Below are 15,701 nucleotides of genomic sequence, written 5' to 3' on the forward strand. Positions count from 1 at the left end.
TCGCCGGCGGCCGCTCTTCTCACGGCGATCAGGCCGATCAACGCATCACATAGACGATGCGCCGCGTGCCAGGGTCGACCAGCGCCGGCTGGTTGTTCACATAGACGTAGCGATACCGGTAATCGGGGATCTCGCGCAGCTCGACCGTGTCGGGCAGTGTGGCGCCGGTCACCACCTCGCCGTCGAGATAGACCGGGTCGACCCGGTGCGTGGCGACATAGGTGCCGACCTCGGCCGGCGGCCTGCCGATCGACTCGATGGCGTCGTCGTTGGAAACGATGGCGCCGGTGTAGGTATCGGTCGTGTAGATGTTGTCGGTCGGCGGGGCGACGACGGCGATCTCGGCATTGGCCGGGCGGCGGGTCACGACGACGCGGCTGCCGCCGAAATCGCCCGTCACATAGTCGGAATAGACCCAGCCCTTGCCGTCGGCTTCGGCGATCGTGCACCATTTGCTGCCTTCGATGCAGCCGTTAAGCGTGGCCGACTGCCCTGCCGCCAGCACGCCGATAACCGGATATTGCGGCCCGGGGCCAGCGCGAACGTTCAAGTCGGTCACCGCCTGTACGGGAGTGTCGGCGAAAGCTGCGCCCGAGATTGTGAGCAGCGCACCGGCCAGAGCCGGAAACAACACGCGTGTCATGGTTCTTCTCTCCGTTTTCAACGCTCCCTCGGGATCGGAAACGAAACAAAGGCTTATGCGTTCCGGCTAAAGTGCTTTGCGCCCGCTCACGAATTGTTCCAGGCCTTTTTCGGCGCGCCTGTCAAAAGCTCGTGCACGAATGCGAGTTTGCCCGCCGCCACCTCGGAAATCACGAAGGGGTACAGATCCGGCAGACCCATGCAGCGGTTGATCGAGTTGGATGCCTCCGACAATACCAGCCAGCGGGCCAGGATCCTTTCAAATGGCTCCGGATCCAGGTCGGGATCGGCGGGCGCCGGGTGCAGACGGCCACCAGTGTCGCCGCGCGGGATGGCGTCGGCATCCACGGTCTCCAGCCGGCCCAGCGGAAAATTCAGCGCATGGACCATTTCCAGCGTGTCGGCGATGTGGAGATGATGCGCCCAGGTCTCGGCCCAGTCCTCCCAGGGATGGGATGCGGCATAGGCGGAGATGTGGCGTTGCTGCCAGTCCGGCGGCGCGCCATTGGCGTAGTATGCCTTCAGGGCCTGCTCATAATCGGCCTGCTCGTCGCCGAAAAGCGAGCGAAAGGCCGAAAGTCGCGCGGGATCGCCACGGATCAGCCGGTCCCAATAATAGTGGCCAAGCTCGTGGCGGAAATGGCCGAGCAGGGTGCGGTAATTCTCGCCCATTTCGACGCGTCGTCGCTCGCGCTCGACGGAATCGGCCTCGGCAACGTTGAGCGTGACCAAGCCGTTGTCATGGCCGGTCAGGATGCGCTCTCCGCCCGGACCGGCGCCGATCGGGTCGGCGAGGAGGTCGAAGGCAAGCCCAACCTCGTCGTCCGGGCCGGCCTTGGGAACGACCGGCAGGCCAAAGGCGAGCAGTGAATAGACGGCCCGCTTCTTCGCTGCTTCGATCCGGATCCAGCGCCGACGGTTGCCGTCGATGGAAAGGTCGGGAATGACCTGGTTGAGGGCGCAGGCGCGGCAGAAAGTCCGGCCAGCCTCGGCCCGCCAGTTGCAGGCGCATTCATCGGCATTGCCGCATGCGGCAATGCCGCTCGCACCCGCCAGCAGGAAACGTGCTTCGTACGGGTCGTAGAGCACCAGGCTGGAACAGTTCAGACACTGGGCGTTCTCGAAATAAAGGCGGTGGCCGCAGTTTGGACAGTCGAACAGCTTCATCTTGTTTTCAACATGCGGAAGAGGTGGAAGCCTCGTCGAAACGTCCGCCGGGCCTCCGGCGTTCCGAAGCTATTTCGTAGCGAGCTGGGCAATGACCTGCCGGGCCACGCTTTCGCCCGAAAGCCTGGCGCCGCCGCAGGTCTGGATCAGCGGGCCGGCGACATGCTCGCCGGCGAAGAAGATCTTTTCCGCTAGCGGCTGCAGCAGCGTCGCGCGCGCCTCCGAACGGCCAGGGCGCGCCGCGGCATAGGCGCCGCGCACAAAGCGCTCCGCGCCCCAGTTTGTCATCATGGCGCGGCCGACATGCTTCCTCACGTCGCCGCCGAAGATGCCGCACAGGCGGTCGACGACGAAATCGACCCCGGCCGCCTCGCCGGCGGCCGACATCTCCCAAGCGAAGTCGCCGCCGACGAAGCCGACCATCAGGTCGAGGTCGAAGGGGAAGCAGAGGAAATAGATGTCGTGCCTGGCCATGCGTTCGATCAGAAGGTCGTCGAAAGGTTCAAGGCCGAGCCGCGTGCCCTTGATCTCCACCGGCAGCTTGGTCAGCATGCCCATGGGCAGGTCGAAGAAGGCGCCGAAATGCGCGTCGGGCAGCGCCGGCGAGAACTCGATCTCCTCGAAGGCGAGCACGGCCGGCGAGGCGGTGACGATCACCGCCTTCGCGCGCACCGTGCCGCGGTCGGTGACGCAGGCGACGCCCGGTACATCCCAGAGGATCTTGCGCACCGGCGTCGACAGCTCGACCGGCACATCGAAGCCGAAGCGCGCGACCAGCGCGCCGAACCCTTCCTTGCTGAAATAATTGGGGTCGAGGTCGGCCGCCGCCTGGAAGTCACGGATCGAGATCTCGTCCTCGTCGGCGCCGAAATCCATCGGGCCGGCGAAGGTGGCGGCCGCGCGCGGCGCCTGGCCCTTGGCGAGCAGCGCCGACAGCCGGTCGTCGTCGCCTTCCTCGACCTGGTGATTGGCGAGCAATTCGAACAGCTTGGCATCGGCCGCCTTCATCTCGGCCTCTTCCTCCTCGCCCGCCTTGCGCTTGCGGTAATAGAGGTGGTCGACATTCATGTCGTGGTGATGCAGCGTCCAGCCGGCCGCCTGGGCGTCCGGAAAATAAGGATTGCGGTCTGCCGCGTGCAGCCAGGCGCAGCCAATGTCGAAGGGCACGCCGAAATGGCGGTCGCTGGTCCAGGCGCGGCCGCCGATGCGATCCATCGCCTCGAGAAGAATGAAGGAAAGCCCGGCCGCTCGAAGCGTCTTGGCCGCGGCAAGCCCCGCGGAACCGGCGCCAATGATCACGACGTCAACGTCTTTCATGAGGCAAGCCCGCCACACCTGATGGCTGATCGTAGGCAAATTGCCCTTCTTTCGCCAGTGTCGGGTGTCACGTCCCCGGCGGGGGCGGTGACAATCAGGCGTTTCGCTGGCAAATTCGCAACCGGGACGTGATTCAAGGCAACCAGGAGACGGATATGGCATTTTTTGCCAAGGGAAGGATTTTCGTGGCCGCCGCGGCGGTGGTGGCGATGTTTGGGCTGGCGACAGGCGCCGAGGCCGCGGCCAGCTGCGGCAAGAACGGCGCCGGCTTCGACGCCTGGAAGCAGGACTTTGCCGCCGAGGCCAAGGCCAACGGCGTCGGCCAAAGGGGCCTTTCGGCGCTGGCCGGGGCGACCTACGCGACAAGGACGATTTCGGCCGACCGCGCCATCCACAAGGCTTTCAGCGGCTCCGTTGAGGCGTTCATGAAACGTCGCGGCGCTTCCGCCATCATCTCGAGAGGCCGTGCGCTGAAGAAGGCGAACGCGGCGATGTTCGCCAATATCGAGCGGACCTATGGCGTGCCGCCGGGCGTGCTGCTGGCCATCTGGGGCATGGAGACCGGCTTCGGCGCCTCGATGGGCAACCAGAACACGGTGTCGGCCATCCTGACGCTCGCCTATGACTGCCGCCGCCCGGACTATTTCACGCCGCACGCCATTGCGGCGCTCAAGCTGGTCGATCGCGGCGCGCTCAGCGCCGCCTCGGTGGGCGCCATGCATGGCGAGATCGGCCACACCCAGTTCCTGCCCGGAAACGTGCTGAAATACGGCGTCGGCAGCGGCAACCTGCGCGACCGCAACACGGCGCTGGCTTCCACCGCCAACTACCTCAAGGGCCATGGCTGGCACGCCGGCGCGAGCTATGAGGCCAATATGGGCGCAATCGCCGGCTGGAATTCGGCCAGCGTCTACCAGCAGGCCATCGCCCGCATCGCCGAGGCGATCGACGCGGATTGATCTTTGAATCTCTGTTGAGCAGAACAGCCCGGCCATGCGCCGGGCTTTTTTGTTGGACTTGGAGATTGGCGAAAGCCGGGAAGCAGGTCTCTCCCCTCTCGGGTGCCTCGGCGGAGATGTCGCCAGAAGCGACGGAGGGGTCCTTGCGCGTGAAACGGCGACGTATCCTTCGTCATTCTAGGGCGGAGCAAGGAGCGAAGCGACGCGCGCAGACCCTAGAATCCATGCCGTGACATTAGCCGTAGAATGCTGCCGTCCAGAATAGCCGTTGGCGATGGCGCCAGGTAAGATCGAAGCATGACAGGCTACGTCTACATGACCGCAAGCCAGAAAGGCGGCACGATCTATATTGGTGTCACCAACGACCTTGCTCGTCGGATGCCCGAGCACAAGACCGGCCAGGGCTCCACCTTCACCAGCCGTTACAGCGTGCAGCGTCTGGTCTGGTACGAGGAGCATTTCGACATCACCGACGCCATCCAGCGTGAGACCTCATTGAAGCGCTGGCCACGCCAATGGAAGGTCGACTTGATCGAGAAGACCAATCCGGAATGGTTCGAGTTGTTTCGCGGAATTGGCTGGTGAGCGTTCTGGACCGTGGCGGCGCTCAGGCGTCACGGCATGGATTCTAGGGTCTGCGCGCGTCGCTTCGCTCCTTGCTCCGCCCTAGAATGACGAAGGATGGGCTGCCGGGACAGCACTCCCCTTGCGGGGAAGATCAGCAAGCTTCAGCGACGGTTCCTTGCCGCCAGCGTCCGCAGCCGCAGGCCATTAAGGCGAATGAATCCCTCAGCGTCCTTCTGGTCGTAGGCGCCGCGGTCGTCCTCGAAGGTGACCAGCGCATCGGAATAAAGCGTCTTCTTCGACTTGCGGCCGGTGACGATGACATTGCCCTTGTAGAGCTTCAGCCGCACCGTGCCTTCGACGTCTTCCTGGCTCTTGTCGATCATCGCCTGCAGCATGAGGCGCTCGGGCGAAAACCAGAAGCCGTTATAGATGAGCTCGGCGTAGCGCGGCATGAACTCGTCCTTGAGGTGGGCGGCGCCGCGGTCGAGCGTGATCGATTCGATGGCGCGATGGGCGGCGACCAGGATGGTGCCGCCGGGCGTCTCGTAGACGCCGCGCGACTTCATGCCGACGAAGCGGTTCTCGACCAGATCGAGGCGGCCGATGCCGTTGTCGCGGCCGAGGTCGTTGAGCGCGGCCAGCATGGTGGCCGGCGACAGTTTCTTGCCGTTGAGCGCGATCGGGTCGCCCTTGAGGAATTCGATCTCGATCTCGGTGACGGCATCGGGCGCGTCCATAGGCGAAACGGTGCGCTGATGCACGAATTCCGGCGGCTCGCTCCACGGATCCTCCAGCACCTTGCCCTCGGAGGAGGAGTGCAAAAGATTGGCGTCGACCGAGAAGGGCGCTTCGCCGCGCTTGTCCTTCGCGACCGGGATCTGGTGCTGCTCGGCGAAGTTGATCAGATCGGTGCGCGACTTGAACGTCCAGTCGCGCCAGGGCGCGATGACCTTGATGTCGGGGTTGAGCGCATAGGCGGACAATTCGAAGCGGACTTGGTCGTTGCCCTTGCCGGTGGCGCCATGGGCGATCGCGTCGGCGCCGGTCTCTTTCGCGATCTCGACCAAGTGCTTGGAGATCAGCGGCCGGGCGATCGAGGTGCCGAGCAGGTAGGTGCCTTCATAGACGGTATTGGCGCGGAACATCGGGAAAACGAAGTCGGCGACGAATTCCTCGCGCACATCGACGATGCGGATGTCCTTGATGCCCATCATCTCGGCCTTCTTACGGGCCGGCTCCAGCTCGCCGCCCTGGCCGAGATCGGCGGTGAAGGTGACGACTTCGGCGCCGAGCTCGGTCTGCAGCCATTTCAGGATGATGGAGGTGTCGAGGCCGCCGGAATAGGCGAGCACGACTTTCTTGACGTTCTTGATCTTGGACATTTTTGGCGGTTCCGCGGGAAAAGAGCTTCGCGGGGCGAGGTATCACGGCCTTTCCGGGCGGCGCAAGAGACGAACAGAGGCCTGGCTCCAGCACAGGCTGGGCCAGATGTTTGCCCGGGCAGACGCTGGCGGAGCAAAAATGGTCGCGTTATAGGCTGCGCGATCTCTCCCAGGGCCGCGCGCATGTCCTTTATTCCCGACACTTCGACGCTCATCCAGTTCGCCATCGCCACCGTCATCCTGGCGATCACGCCGGGGCCGGACATGACGCTGTTCGTCTCGCGCACGCTGAGCCAGGGCCGCGCCACCGGCTTTGCCTCGATGGCGGGTGCGCTCACCGGGACGCTGATCCACACCACGCTGGTGGTGGTCGGCATCTCGGCGCTGATCGTCGCCTCGCCGATGGCCTTCTTCGTCCTGAAGATTTTTGGCGCCGGCTATCTGGTGTTCCTGGCCTGGCAGGCAGTGACGAAGGGCTCGGCCTTCTCGCCGGAGAAGAGGACCGGACCGCAAGTCTCCCTGTTCCGCAGTTGGGCGGCCGGGCTGGGCGTCAACCTGCTCAACCCCAAGATCATCCTGTTCTTCATGACCTTCCTCCCGCAATTCGTCTCCGCGCACGATCCGAACGCGTCCGGAAAGCTGTTCTTCCTCGGCATGATGTTCATCGTGCTGTCGATCCCGGTGACGGTGCCGATGGTGCTGGCGGCGGAAAAGTTCTCGGCGGCGATGAAGGCAAGCCCGCGCGTCACCCGCGTGGTCGACTATCTGTTCGCCGGCGTGTTCTCCGCCTTCGCGCTCAAGATACTGACCGCACAGGCGAAGTAGGGCTCACGGCTGCGCGTCGAGCAAGGGTGCGCGGCGCCAGCTTCCGGCCCAGCGACCGGCGGAGAGCCAGTAGAAGATGCCGCCGACCATGCCGGCGCCGATCACGGCCAGCCTGGCATTGGTTTCGGTGATGTCGAAATTCGCATCGCCGACATTGTGCACGAAGCCGAGAAAGACGATGGCGATGACGGCACCGCCGAGCGCGTAGAACAGCCAGTCGCGGCGGCCAAGCACCTCGGCGATCAAAATGACGACCGCCGCCGGCATGAAGGCGAAATAGGCGACGAACAGCGCCACGAAAGGCACCGAGAAATAGAGCGAGGCGGTGGCCGTCGGCTCCGGATCGGCCGGGGTGTAGCCCAGATGCGCCAGGACCAGGATGTTGAGGAAGGCGCTCGCCGCCAGCGAGGCGACGACATAGCCGACCAGGATGGCGGCAAAGCGGATGAGGTAGGCGATGATGCGCCTCACGCCTCGCCGTGTCCCGCGATCATCATGGCTTTGAGCGCCAGACGGTCGACCTTGCGCATGCGCTCGGATTCCGACTTGAGCTGGCCGCAGGCGGCGAGGATGTCGCGGCCGCGCGGGGTGCGGATCGGCGAGGCGTAGCCGGCATTGTTGATGTAGTCGGCAAACTTCTCGATCGTCTCCCAGTCCGAGCACTGATAGTTGGTGCCGGGCCAGGGGTTGAAGGGGATCAGGTTGATCTTGGCCGGAATGCCCCTGAGCAGCTTGATCAGCGCCTTGGCGTCGTCGAGGGAATCGTTGACGTCCTTCAGCATCACATATTCGAAGGTGATGCGCTTGGCGTTGGAAAGGCCCGGATAGGCCTTGCAGGCGGCGATCAGGTCTTTCAGCGGGAACTTCTTGTTGATCGGCACGAGCAGGTCGCGCAGGTCGTCATTGGTGGCGTGCAGCGAGATCGCCAACATGACGCCGATCTCCTCGCCGGTGCGGGCGATCTCCGGCACCACGCCCGAGGTCGACAGGGTGATGCGTCTTTTTGACAAGGAAAGCCCGTCGCCGTCGGACGCGATCAGCAGCGCCTTCTTCACCGCCTCGAAATTATAGAGCGGCTCGCCCATGCCCATCATGACGATGTTGGAAACCTTGCGGCCCTCGGCCGGCACGATGGCGCCGTCGGGCGTGTCGCGATTGGGGAAGTCGCCGAGCCGGTCGCGCGCGGTGAGCAGCTGCGCCAGGATCTCCTCGGCGGTGAGGTTGCGCACCAGCTTCTGCGTGCCGGTGTGGCAGAAGGAGCAGGTGAGCGTGCAGCCGACCTGCGAGGAAATGCAGAGCGTGCCGCGGCCTTCCTCGGGAATGTAGACGGTCTCGATCTCGACGGGACGCCCGGCGCCGCGCGGCGGAAAGCGGAACAGCCATTTGCGCGTGCCGTCGGAAGAGATCTGCTCCTCGACGATTTCCGGCCGCGCGACGGTGAAATGCTTGTCGAGCTCGGCGCGCAGGTCCTTGGAGATGTTGAACATATGCGCGAAGTCGGAAACGCCGCGCACATACATCCAGTGCCAGAGCTGCTGGGCGCGCATCTTGGCATGACGCTCCGGCACGATGCCGGCATTGATGAGAGCTTCACCGAGCTCGGCGCGGGTCAGGCCGATCAGCGACGGCTTCTCGGCCGGTGTTGCGCGGCGCAAGGCGTCACGAGCGCCTTCGGCGGTAAGATCAAGCGAAACGGTCATGGTGGCGCCAATATAAGCGATTTGCGGCCGATTTCAGCATCGGCCGCAAATGGAAGCGCGGCGCATAGCACAGCTCGGCGACGGAGTCATGCGCCCCGCAGGTTCAGGCGTCGGCTTCCGCCTTGCGGCGATGGCCGCTGACCTGCTGGCCGTCTTCCGGATGCAGGAAGAAGAACCCCGGTATGGAAAGCAGCGGGATCACCGCCGTCAGCAGGAACGCCCAATGGAACTGGTCCGCCGTCGGCGCATGCGCCTGGCCGGAGACGAGGCCGAGCACCATGGCGGCGATCGAGACGCCGAGCGAAACGCTGAGCTGCTGCAGGACGCCGCCGAGGCTGGTGGCGCGGCTGAGCTTCTCGCCTGGCAGGTCGGCATAGGACAGCGTGTTGGACGACATGAACTGCGCCGAACGCACGATGCCGAAGAAAAAGACATAGAGGCCGATCAGCCAATGCGGGGTGTCGGCATCGAGCAGGGCAAAGCCCGCCACGGCAACAGAGCCGACCACCGCGCTGCCGCTCAGCACGGCCTTGAAGCCGAAGCGCCGCAGGAAGAACGACAGCAGCGGCCGCATTAGAAGCGCGCCGAAGCTGCCGACGAAGGTCAGCGAGCCGGACGTGACCGGGCTCATGCCGAAGCCGACCTGCAGCATCAGCGGCAAAAGGAACGGCGCGCCGTTGAGGCCGATGCGGCACAGCCCCCCGGCCAGCGTGCCGACCCAGAAGGAGCGGAAGCGAAACAGCGTGAGATCGATCGCGGGCGCCGCGACGCGGCGGGCATAGCGGCCGAAGGCGAGCAGCAGCAGGACCGACGCGGCCAGCACCAGCATGGTCGCCAGCGAGGAAATGATCGGCCTGCCGATATTCTCCAGGCCGAACTGCAGCAGCGCGGCGCCGGCCCCCACCATGAGGAAGCCGGCGAAGTCGAAAGGCTGCGCCTCCTCGCCGTGGAAATCGTCGACGAAGCGCAAGGCGGCGAAGATGCCGATGAGGCCGAATGGCACGTTGACGTAGAAGATCCAGCGCCAGGACGCATAGGTGGTCAGCAAGCCGCCGAGCAGCGGCCCGATGACGGGACCGACGATCGCCGGCAAGGTCATGTAGGTCATGGCGGTGATCAGCCCGCTGCGCGGAAAGGAGCGCAACAGGATCAGCCGCCCGACCGGCGTCATCATGGCGCCGCCCAGCCCCTGCAGCGCGCGCATGGCCAGGAGCATGCCGACGCTGTCGGCCACGCCGCACAGGATCGAACCGAGGGTGAAGGTGAAGAGCGCCAGGGCGAAGATCTTGCGGGCGCCGAACCGGTCGGCGAACCAGCCGCTGACCGGGATGAACACCGCGAGCGTCAGGATGTAGGTGGTGATCGCCAGGTTGAGCCGGACCGGGGTGGTGTCGAGGCTCTGCGCGATGGCCGGGATAGCGGTGGTGAGAATGGTGGAATCAAGCTGCTCCATCAGGAAGGCGATGGCGACGATTGCCGCGATGATCAGCTTGAGACGCGGGTCGCGCTCGGTCGCAAAGAGATGCTGTTCCAATTGTCCGCCAGTTCCGTCGTGCAGGAAGCGGTGGCCCGCCTGTGGGCCATCCACGATCAAGCCGGCGTCGATGTCGTGCGGCCCAGCCGGCCTGGCCTTCCCACCGCACCCGACTGCTTTATGTCCCGATCGATGCGAAGCGATAGCGATTTCGACTGGCACAGGGGTCAACAAATTTTGAGCCCTGCCGCCTGTGCCAGGGCGGAACGGGGCTGGCTCCCGCCATGGTCGGCTGAAAATCGATCACATATTCGTGTTGGCGTAACCAATCGAAGCGCATCCGCGAACCTGAAAGGGGCGACCATGCCCCTCAACAATGGGAGTTGTTCTGATGCACTCGATCAAGTTCGCACTCGTTGCCGGCCTCGCCGGTCTTTGCGCCTCGCAGGCCTTCGCCGAGGACACGATGGGCGCCATGACGATGATGAAGGGCGGGCAGGTCACCGCGATCATGCCGGACGGTCACATGGGCACCATGATGCCGGACGCCAAGATGAGCGCCGATATGATGAAGATGGCCAAGCCCATCAAGCATTGCATGATGATGATCACCGACGCCAAGGGCAAAGCCTACATGATCGATACGTCGACCAAGAAGGCCCAGGCCGAATGTGAAAAAATGGCGATGTGAGATCCACCTTGCCCGCCTGACATTCCCGCCGGCATCGGAGCCGGCGGGACAATCTTGAGCGCATGCACGATTACGCCTGCGCGGTCTTGATCGACCCTCAGCCTGTGCTAGGGCTGAATTCCATCACGAGGGCGGACATGGCCGGCATATCCCGAAAGAATCGTATGCTGCGGCGCTCACAGGCGATGTGGGTGTCGCGGCGCGTCTGGCAGCCGCGTCTGGTCTTCTGGGCCGGCGCCATCTCGATCGGCCTGATCAGCGTCCTGTTCGCATTGCTCGCCGACCGCGCGCAAACCCTGTTCCATCTCATGACGGGCAATGACGGCGGCTGGCGCCTCTATCTGCCGCTGGTCGTGACGCCGCTCGGTTTCGTCCTTTGCGCCTGGCTGGCGCATTCCTTCTTCCCGGGGTCGCAAGGCAGCGGCATTCCGCAGGCGATCGCGGCACGGCATCTGCGCGACGAGGACGACCGCAGCCACATCCTGTCGCTGCGTTTGGCGGCGGGCAAGATCGCGCTCACCATCGTCGGCCTCGCCTGCGGCGCCTCGATCGGCCGCGAAGGCCCGACGGTGCAAGTCGGCGCTTCGCTGATGCTGCAGGCGGCGCGCTGGGGCGGCATGGCGCAGGCGCGCGGCCTGATCCTTGCCGGTTCGGCCGCCGGCATCGCGGCGGCCTTCAACACGCCGCTCGCCGGCATCGTCTTCGCCATCGAGGAGATGGGCCGGGCCTATGAATCGCGCACCAACGGGCTGGTGCTGACGGCGGTTATCCTAGCCGGCCTTGCCTCGCTCGGGCTCATCGGCAACTACACCTATTTCGGCGTCGCCAAGGACACGGTCGCCTTCGCCGCCGACTGGCCGCTGGTGCTGGCCTGCGGCATCATCGGCGGCGGTGTCGGCGCGCTGTTCTCGCTCTCGGCGCTGAAGGTCATGCGCCGCATCCGGCGCTGGAACGCGCTGCAGCCGCTGCCGCGCACGCTGGTCGTGGCGGCTGTCTGCGGCCTGGCCGTGGCCGCGATCGGCATCACCTCGGGCGGTTTGACCTTCGGCACCGGCTACACGCAGGCGCGCGGCGCGATCGAAGGCACGCCGCTGCCGGCCTTCTTCTTCGTCGAGAAATTCGCGGCCGGCCTGCTGTCGATGGTGTCGGGGATACCGGGCGGCATCTTCGCGCCGTCGCTGGCGGTGGGCGCCGGGCTGGGCAGCACGCTCGGCCTCGTCTTCGGCGCGGCCACGGGAACCGCGGCGCTGCTCGGCATGGCCGGCTATTTCGCCGGCGTCGTGCAGGCACCGATGACGGCCTTCGTCATCATCCTCGAAATGACCGGCAACCACGACAATGTGATCGCGCTGATGTGCGCTGCGGTGCTGGGCTACGGCACGGCGCGGCTGATCTCGCACGAGCCGCTCTATCACGCGCTGTCGCGCGTCTTCATCGCCGAGGCGATCCGGCGTCGCAGGGCGGAGACGAGCGAAGCAGTCAAGGCGTAGCGCTTCGAAGGTGGGTCGTCGTCACAAAACCCAACGGAACGCGCGCCTGAGTTCGGCGGCGCCGTCTTTGTCATACCATCGGCCATGCGCGATTATGACGCGCTCCGGCTGCCAAGCGAGCATCTGGTGAACCGCCGCCCGCAAGGCCCGACGACGGCGAAAGAAGCTCAGCCGCATGTCGATCGGCGCCTTGCCGTCCGGATCGATCGCGCCGGCGAGCCTGACGAGCAATCGCAGAAACCAGCTATGAATCCGGCCTGGCTCGAAGTTCTCTATCAGGTCGGTGAGGATCAGCGTTTGCGATGCGCGATGGAACAGCACGGCCTCGGTGAGGACGTCGCCGCGCACGACCAAAAGGTCGATCTCAGCGGGCCAGGGCGAGGCGCGCCCCACCAGCAGCCGGTCCACGGCGATAGGACGCTTTGCCCGTTCCCGCAGGCCGCGCACGGCCAAAACCTCCGCCCTAGGCATGGCGACCTTCCAATCGGGCAGCCACCAGTAGTGAAGGGAGTTCGGCGCGACCAGGAAGCGGACCGGCCCCAGAAGCTCGACTGCGGACCGGAGCGCGGGCGCAAGCGCGACGGGCGAATGCAGGATCAGGTCGCCACTGCGAAGCCGCACGACCGTCATGCGGGTGGTGAAAGGAAATTCAAACGGTCCGACGCCGAAGCCGATCCGTGGTCCATCCACGATCCACAGATCGGGAGCGACGGGTTTCAGGACATCGATCGGCTCATAGAGATCGAGAGCGGACCTGTCGGCGGGCGATTCCTGGGGCATGGCTACTCGGCGGTAACTCGAAGCGCGATGCGGTCAGCCGAAACCGTCCGGCGCCTGCGAGCCATATGGCGCGCCTTCGTCTGGAGGGAAGCGCATGGCTGCACGCATCGCCAGCCACTCGCGAAGCGCGACACGGATTAATTCCATGCGTCCGAGCTTCATGCGCGCCGCGATCGTCGACAGCGCAATTTCGGTGGCCCGGTCGAACGACATGGACGCGGAATCGCGTAGCATCGCCGCGGCGCGAAAATCGGCAAGCCGCGCGTCCTCGGCCGGACCGGCTTGCCCTTCGCCCGGTTTTGCATTCGCAGTCACCTGCGACTTTGCCGGGGCCGTGGCGGTGTCGCAGTCCCGGATCGCAACGAGGTTGTCACCTTTGATCGTAACGAGGACGAGGCGCGACCCCCGCGGATAATATCGGAGCAAGGCAGCGGCTTGATCGGCGAGGATGGCGCCGTTCCATTCGCAGAGCTCGCCGCCGAGCAGCCAGTTCCGCTGCCCGCCATTCGCCATCACGGCGATGTATTCTCCATCGCAAGGATAACCGATCAGTGCGATTTCCTCGTAGTCTTCCAATCTGCGCATTGCAAATAAGTCCCTGGTCGATGAAGCCGTGCTCATCTCGTCTTGCGCGAAAACGGCCCGGCAACCCCCAAGCCGAGATGCCGGGCCGTCGGGAGCGCCCGCGCGCAGCGCTTCCCGGGTCACCTTCCCGGGTCATCTGGGGAGCCGGTAACCTGCGACAGCATCTCGTTCGCGCAGGCAATCAGGGGGACGGTCGAATTCGGCAGCCGCGCTTGCGACAGCCACAATCGGCGGTGCTCCTGCGACAGGCCCTTCATCGCGGCGCGAGCAGCGGAGGTGATCTCGAATTGCCCGCAGGCGGCACACTGGAACTCCACCTTGCGGAGCATGACCTCGGCTTCCAGGGCCACTCCGGCGCAAACGGGACAGGTGGACGGATAGTATCTCCTTTCGAACGGCAGGAGTTTCATCGCGCGGACTTATCCGACGGCATGCGGCATCGGCGGATCGTGAATTCCAGCTTCGCGTGCATTCTGTCTCCCTTGTCCGGCATCCGGCGGCCGCGATCAGCCTCTTGTCTTGGGCGCAACGCTCCGGCGCGTGGCGACCTCGATCTGCTTTGCTTCCACTTCGAGCCGATCCGGCGCGGCGGACCCCATCAGCGCATAGGCGGTACCCCCAGACTGCCAGTAAACCGTCGGCACGCGGCCGTCGGTGGCAGGCGTCGGGGGAACGGCGTCCTCGCCGTTCATCGGCGCCGCCACAAGTGTGATGCGCCCGACGCTTGGTGTATCGGCCGTCACGACCAGGCTCTGCTGTCCGTTCCAGGGCTGCACCTGGACATCCTTGACCACCCATGCCGAGGGCAGCGTCGGCATGCTGACGTTGACGGCGCCAACCAGCCGCTGGATCTTGTCCTGTTTGAGCTCGACGCCCTTTTCGGGACCGGCATTGAGTTGCGCGACGCGCAGCGCATCCCGCGCGGCCAGGATGAAGGTTTCATCCGCCGTCTTGCCGCCCTGGCGAAGCGGCACTGTCAGCGAGTTGGCCGACCATCCGATCGCGATTAGCGCGACGGCGGCGACCTGAAGTCGGAGCATCGCGAACATCCGCCTGCGGCGAAGCGCCTGTTCCAGCTGTCTCGCCTTGTCGACGGTCGCGCCGGGCGGAAACAATCGCCTTGGTTGGGAATCGCGCAGCGCTTCCATGCGTTGCGCGTGGGCAAAGACCTCCGCTGCCAGTTCCGGCTCGCGCGCAAGCCGGGCCTGCAGCTCGGATCGCTGCGACGGCGACAGCTCGCCATCCAGCAAGCGGCCGATATCCTGCTCGGAAACGCGACTATCGGGCCACATCACGCCCTCCAATGATCTTCAGATGACGGGAAGCTCCGTCATCCATATTTTCCATGTTGTGCTTCAAGGCAGCGCGAGCCCGGCTGAGACGGGACATCACGGTTCCCGTCGGCACGCCCAGCAGTTCGGCCGCCTCGGAATAGGTAAAACCCAGCACGCCGACCAGGTGCAGTATTTCGGCCTGGTCGGTCGGCATCCGGGCGAGGGCCCTGCCGACGTTGGAAAGTTCGGCGCTGTGCTCCTGCGGCGGCGGCGAGGCGGCATCCGACATGTCGGCGATGGACGCAAGGCGCCGCCTGTCGGCATCGGCCTGACTGGCACCGGTGAAGAAGGTGTTGCGGACAATCCTGATCAGCCAGGGAAGCAGCGACCGGGAGGGATCGTAGCTGCCGGCCATCGACAACGCACGGGCGAGAGATTCCTGTACAAGGTCATCGGCGTCGGAATCATTGCCGGTGAGCACTCTGCCGTAACGCCACAGATCCTCCAGATGCGGTATGACGTCGAACTTCGCTTTCATCCCATCTCATGCCGCCCGTCTCATGCCCGTGTTGGCGCAAGCCGGGCCTACCTTACTGCGCTGTCCAGCCAAAGCCGGCGTGAAAAGCGGCCCAGCGGTCAGGGACAGGGGGACAGGCAACCGCTGGGCCGGCTGGGAGCGTGCTCCTCCCGACTGCAAGCCCTGAAAGACACTCATCCCCAGTGCTTGCCGCCGCTCCCTGTTTCCGGCGCGGCCCTGAAAATGACGGGCCGCGTCAAAACGTGTTCTCCCTCTTTGCGCTATCTACCGGGCTCGGCGGGAAACTATTCCGTCGGCCGCGAAATTTTTC

17 protein-coding genes are annotated in these 15,701 nt (G+C 65.0%); 5 read left to right on the forward strand and 12 right to left on the reverse strand.

The window, feature by feature from the left end:
* Nucleotides 1-37: 37 nt before the first annotated feature.
* The 3 genes from FJ430_RS04755 to FJ430_RS04765 form a co-directional block, all read right to left on the reverse strand.
* Entirely contained in the window at nt 38-643 is a 606-nt protein-coding gene (locus FJ430_RS04755; RefSeq protein ID WP_140647871.1) for a DUF1236 domain-containing protein, read from the reverse strand.
* Between the two features lie 86 nt (nt 644-729).
* Nucleotides 730-1,809 (reverse strand): putative zinc-binding metallopeptidase, encoded by a 1,080-nt coding sequence (locus FJ430_RS04760; protein WP_140707262.1) that lies wholly within the window; start codon nt 1,807-1,809, stop codon nt 730-732.
* Nucleotides 1,810-1,878: 69 nt separating this feature from the next.
* The gene (locus FJ430_RS04765) at nt 1,879-3,126 is read right to left on the reverse strand and encodes a flavin monoamine oxidase family protein (RefSeq protein ID WP_140707260.1); all 1,248 of its coding nucleotides are present in this window, start codon (nt 3,124-3,126) and stop codon (nt 1,879-1,881) included.
* A gap of 155 nt (nt 3,127-3,281) precedes the next feature.
* On the opposite strand from FJ430_RS04765, the gene FJ430_RS04770 reads away from it, so the two are divergent.
* Together FJ430_RS04770 and FJ430_RS04775 are read left to right on the forward strand one after the other, a co-directional pair.
* Complete coding sequence (locus FJ430_RS04770) at nt 3,282-4,085, forward strand: lytic transglycosylase domain-containing protein (RefSeq protein ID WP_140707258.1); 804 nt, start codon at nt 3,282-3,284, stop codon at nt 4,083-4,085.
* Nucleotides 4,086-4,382: 297 nt separating this feature from the next.
* Nucleotides 4,383-4,670: a GIY-YIG nuclease family protein gene (locus tag FJ430_RS04775; protein WP_140707256.1), complete on the forward strand. Its 288-nt coding sequence runs from the start codon at nt 4,383-4,385 to the stop codon at nt 4,668-4,670.
* 143 nt (nt 4,671-4,813) lie between these two features.
* Here the strand turns inward: FJ430_RS04775 and FJ430_RS04780 are convergent, their stop codons facing one another.
* Entirely contained in the window at nt 4,814-6,034 is a 1,221-nt protein-coding gene (locus FJ430_RS04780) for an argininosuccinate synthase (protein WP_140707254.1), read from the reverse strand.
* 183 nt (nt 6,035-6,217) lie between these two features.
* Here FJ430_RS04780 and FJ430_RS04785 point away from each other — a divergent pair, with 183 nt between their 5' ends.
* On the forward strand, nt 6,218-6,859 hold the full coding sequence (locus FJ430_RS04785; protein ID WP_140647866.1) for a LysE family translocator: 642 nt from the start codon (nt 6,218-6,220) through the stop codon (nt 6,857-6,859).
* A gap of 3 nt (nt 6,860-6,862) precedes the next feature.
* Here the strand turns inward: FJ430_RS04785 and FJ430_RS04790 are convergent, their stop codons facing one another.
* From FJ430_RS04790 to FJ430_RS04800, 3 genes are all read right to left on the reverse strand, one after another.
* A complete protein-coding gene (locus FJ430_RS04790) occupies nt 6,863-7,330 on the reverse strand; it encodes a hypothetical protein (RefSeq protein ID WP_140707252.1) in 468 nt (155 codons plus the stop codon).
* The gene (rlmN, locus tag FJ430_RS04795; protein ID WP_140707251.1) at nt 7,327-8,559 is read right to left on the reverse strand and encodes a 23S rRNA (adenine(2503)-C(2))-methyltransferase RlmN; all 1,233 of its coding nucleotides are present in this window, start codon (nt 8,557-8,559) and stop codon (nt 7,327-7,329) included. The genes FJ430_RS04790 and rlmN overlap by 4 nt, the downstream gene beginning before the upstream one ends.
* 103 nt (nt 8,560-8,662) lie before the next feature.
* The gene (locus FJ430_RS04800) at nt 8,663-10,093 is read right to left on the reverse strand and encodes a DHA2 family efflux MFS transporter permease subunit (RefSeq protein WP_140707249.1); all 1,431 of its coding nucleotides are present in this window, start codon (nt 10,091-10,093) and stop codon (nt 8,663-8,665) included.
* A 331-nt stretch (nt 10,094-10,424) separates the two neighbouring features.
* Between FJ430_RS04800 and FJ430_RS04805 the strand changes: the two genes are divergently transcribed.
* Together FJ430_RS04805 and FJ430_RS04810 are read left to right on the forward strand one after the other, a co-directional pair.
* Nucleotides 10,425-10,724: a hypothetical protein gene (locus FJ430_RS04805; RefSeq protein WP_140647862.1), complete on the forward strand. Its 300-nt coding sequence runs from the start codon at nt 10,425-10,427 to the stop codon at nt 10,722-10,724.
* A 137-nt stretch (nt 10,725-10,861) separates the two neighbouring features.
* Nucleotides 10,862-12,214, forward strand: a complete 1,353-nt coding sequence (locus FJ430_RS04810) for a chloride channel protein (protein ID WP_140707247.1) — start codon at nt 10,862-10,864, stop codon at nt 12,212-12,214.
* Between the two features lie 21 nt (nt 12,215-12,235).
* Here the strand turns inward: FJ430_RS04810 and FJ430_RS04815 are convergent, their stop codons facing one another.
* From FJ430_RS04815 to FJ430_RS04835, 5 genes are all read right to left on the reverse strand, one after another.
* Entirely contained in the window at nt 12,236-12,994 is a 759-nt protein-coding gene (locus FJ430_RS04815) for a DUF4336 domain-containing protein (RefSeq protein WP_140647860.1), read from the reverse strand.
* A gap of 33 nt (nt 12,995-13,027) precedes the next feature.
* On the reverse strand, nt 13,028-13,702 hold the full coding sequence (locus FJ430_RS04820) for a hypothetical protein (protein WP_140707245.1): 675 nt from the start codon (nt 13,700-13,702) through the stop codon (nt 13,028-13,030).
* Nucleotides 13,699-13,989, reverse strand: coding sequence for a hypothetical protein (locus FJ430_RS04825; RefSeq protein WP_140707243.1), 291 nt, complete (start codon nt 13,987-13,989; stop codon nt 13,699-13,701). The genes FJ430_RS04820 and FJ430_RS04825 overlap by 4 nt, the downstream gene beginning before the upstream one ends.
* Nucleotides 13,990-14,085: 96 nt before the next feature.
* Nucleotides 14,086-14,871: an anti-sigma factor family protein gene (locus tag FJ430_RS04830; protein ID WP_140647857.1), complete on the reverse strand. Its 786-nt coding sequence runs from the start codon at nt 14,869-14,871 to the stop codon at nt 14,086-14,088.
* Nucleotides 14,858-15,391: a sigma-70 family RNA polymerase sigma factor gene (locus FJ430_RS04835; RefSeq protein WP_140707241.1), complete on the reverse strand. Its 534-nt coding sequence runs from the start codon at nt 15,389-15,391 to the stop codon at nt 14,858-14,860. The genes FJ430_RS04830 and FJ430_RS04835 overlap by 14 nt, the downstream gene beginning before the upstream one ends.
* Nucleotides 15,392-15,701: the final 310 nt, after the last annotated feature.

This window comes from Mesorhizobium sp. B2-8-5 (genome assembly GCF_006440675.2).
Taxonomy (GTDB): Bacteria; Pseudomonadota; Alphaproteobacteria; order Rhizobiales; family Rhizobiaceae; genus Mesorhizobium.

Excerpts from the sequence above, each read along its gene's own strand:
- FJ430_RS04755 (WP_140647871.1), bottom strand. The coding sequence starts at position 643 with ATGACACGCGTGTTGTTTCCGGCTCTGGCCGGTGCGCTGCTCACAATC.
- FJ430_RS04760 (WP_140707262.1), bottom strand. The coding sequence starts at position 1,809 with ATGAAGCTGTTCGACTGTCCAAACTGCGGCCACCGCCTTTATTTCGAG.
- FJ430_RS04765 (WP_140707260.1), bottom strand. The coding sequence starts at position 3,126 with ATGAAAGACGTTGACGTCGTGATCATTGGCGCCGGTTCCGCGGGGCTT.
- FJ430_RS04770 (WP_140707258.1), top strand. The coding sequence starts at position 3,282 with ATGGCATTTTTTGCCAAGGGAAGGATTTTCGTGGCCGCCGCGGCGGTG.
- FJ430_RS04775 (WP_140707256.1), top strand. The coding sequence starts at position 4,383 with ATGACAGGCTACGTCTACATGACCGCAAGCCAGAAAGGCGGCACGATC.
- FJ430_RS04780 (WP_140707254.1), bottom strand. The coding sequence starts at position 6,034 with ATGTCCAAGATCAAGAACGTCAAGAAAGTCGTGCTCGCCTATTCCGGC.
- FJ430_RS04785 (WP_140647866.1), top strand. The coding sequence starts at position 6,218 with ATGTCCTTTATTCCCGACACTTCGACGCTCATCCAGTTCGCCATCGCC.
- rlmN (WP_140707251.1), bottom strand. The coding sequence starts at position 8,559 with ATGACCGTTTCGCTTGATCTTACCGCCGAAGGCGCTCGTGACGCCTTG.
- FJ430_RS04805 (WP_140647862.1), top strand. The coding sequence starts at position 10,425 with ATGCACTCGATCAAGTTCGCACTCGTTGCCGGCCTCGCCGGTCTTTGC.
- FJ430_RS04810 (WP_140707247.1), top strand. The coding sequence starts at position 10,862 with ATGGCCGGCATATCCCGAAAGAATCGTATGCTGCGGCGCTCACAGGCG.
- FJ430_RS04815 (WP_140647860.1), bottom strand. The coding sequence starts at position 12,994 with ATGCCCCAGGAATCGCCCGCCGACAGGTCCGCTCTCGATCTCTATGAG.
- FJ430_RS04825 (WP_140707243.1), bottom strand. The coding sequence starts at position 13,989 with ATGAAACTCCTGCCGTTCGAAAGGAGATACTATCCGTCCACCTGTCCC.
- FJ430_RS04830 (WP_140647857.1), bottom strand. The coding sequence starts at position 14,871 with ATGTGGCCCGATAGTCGCGTTTCCGAGCAGGATATCGGCCGCTTGCTG.
- FJ430_RS04835 (WP_140707241.1), bottom strand. The coding sequence starts at position 15,391 with ATGAAAGCGAAGTTCGACGTCATACCGCATCTGGAGGATCTGTGGCGT.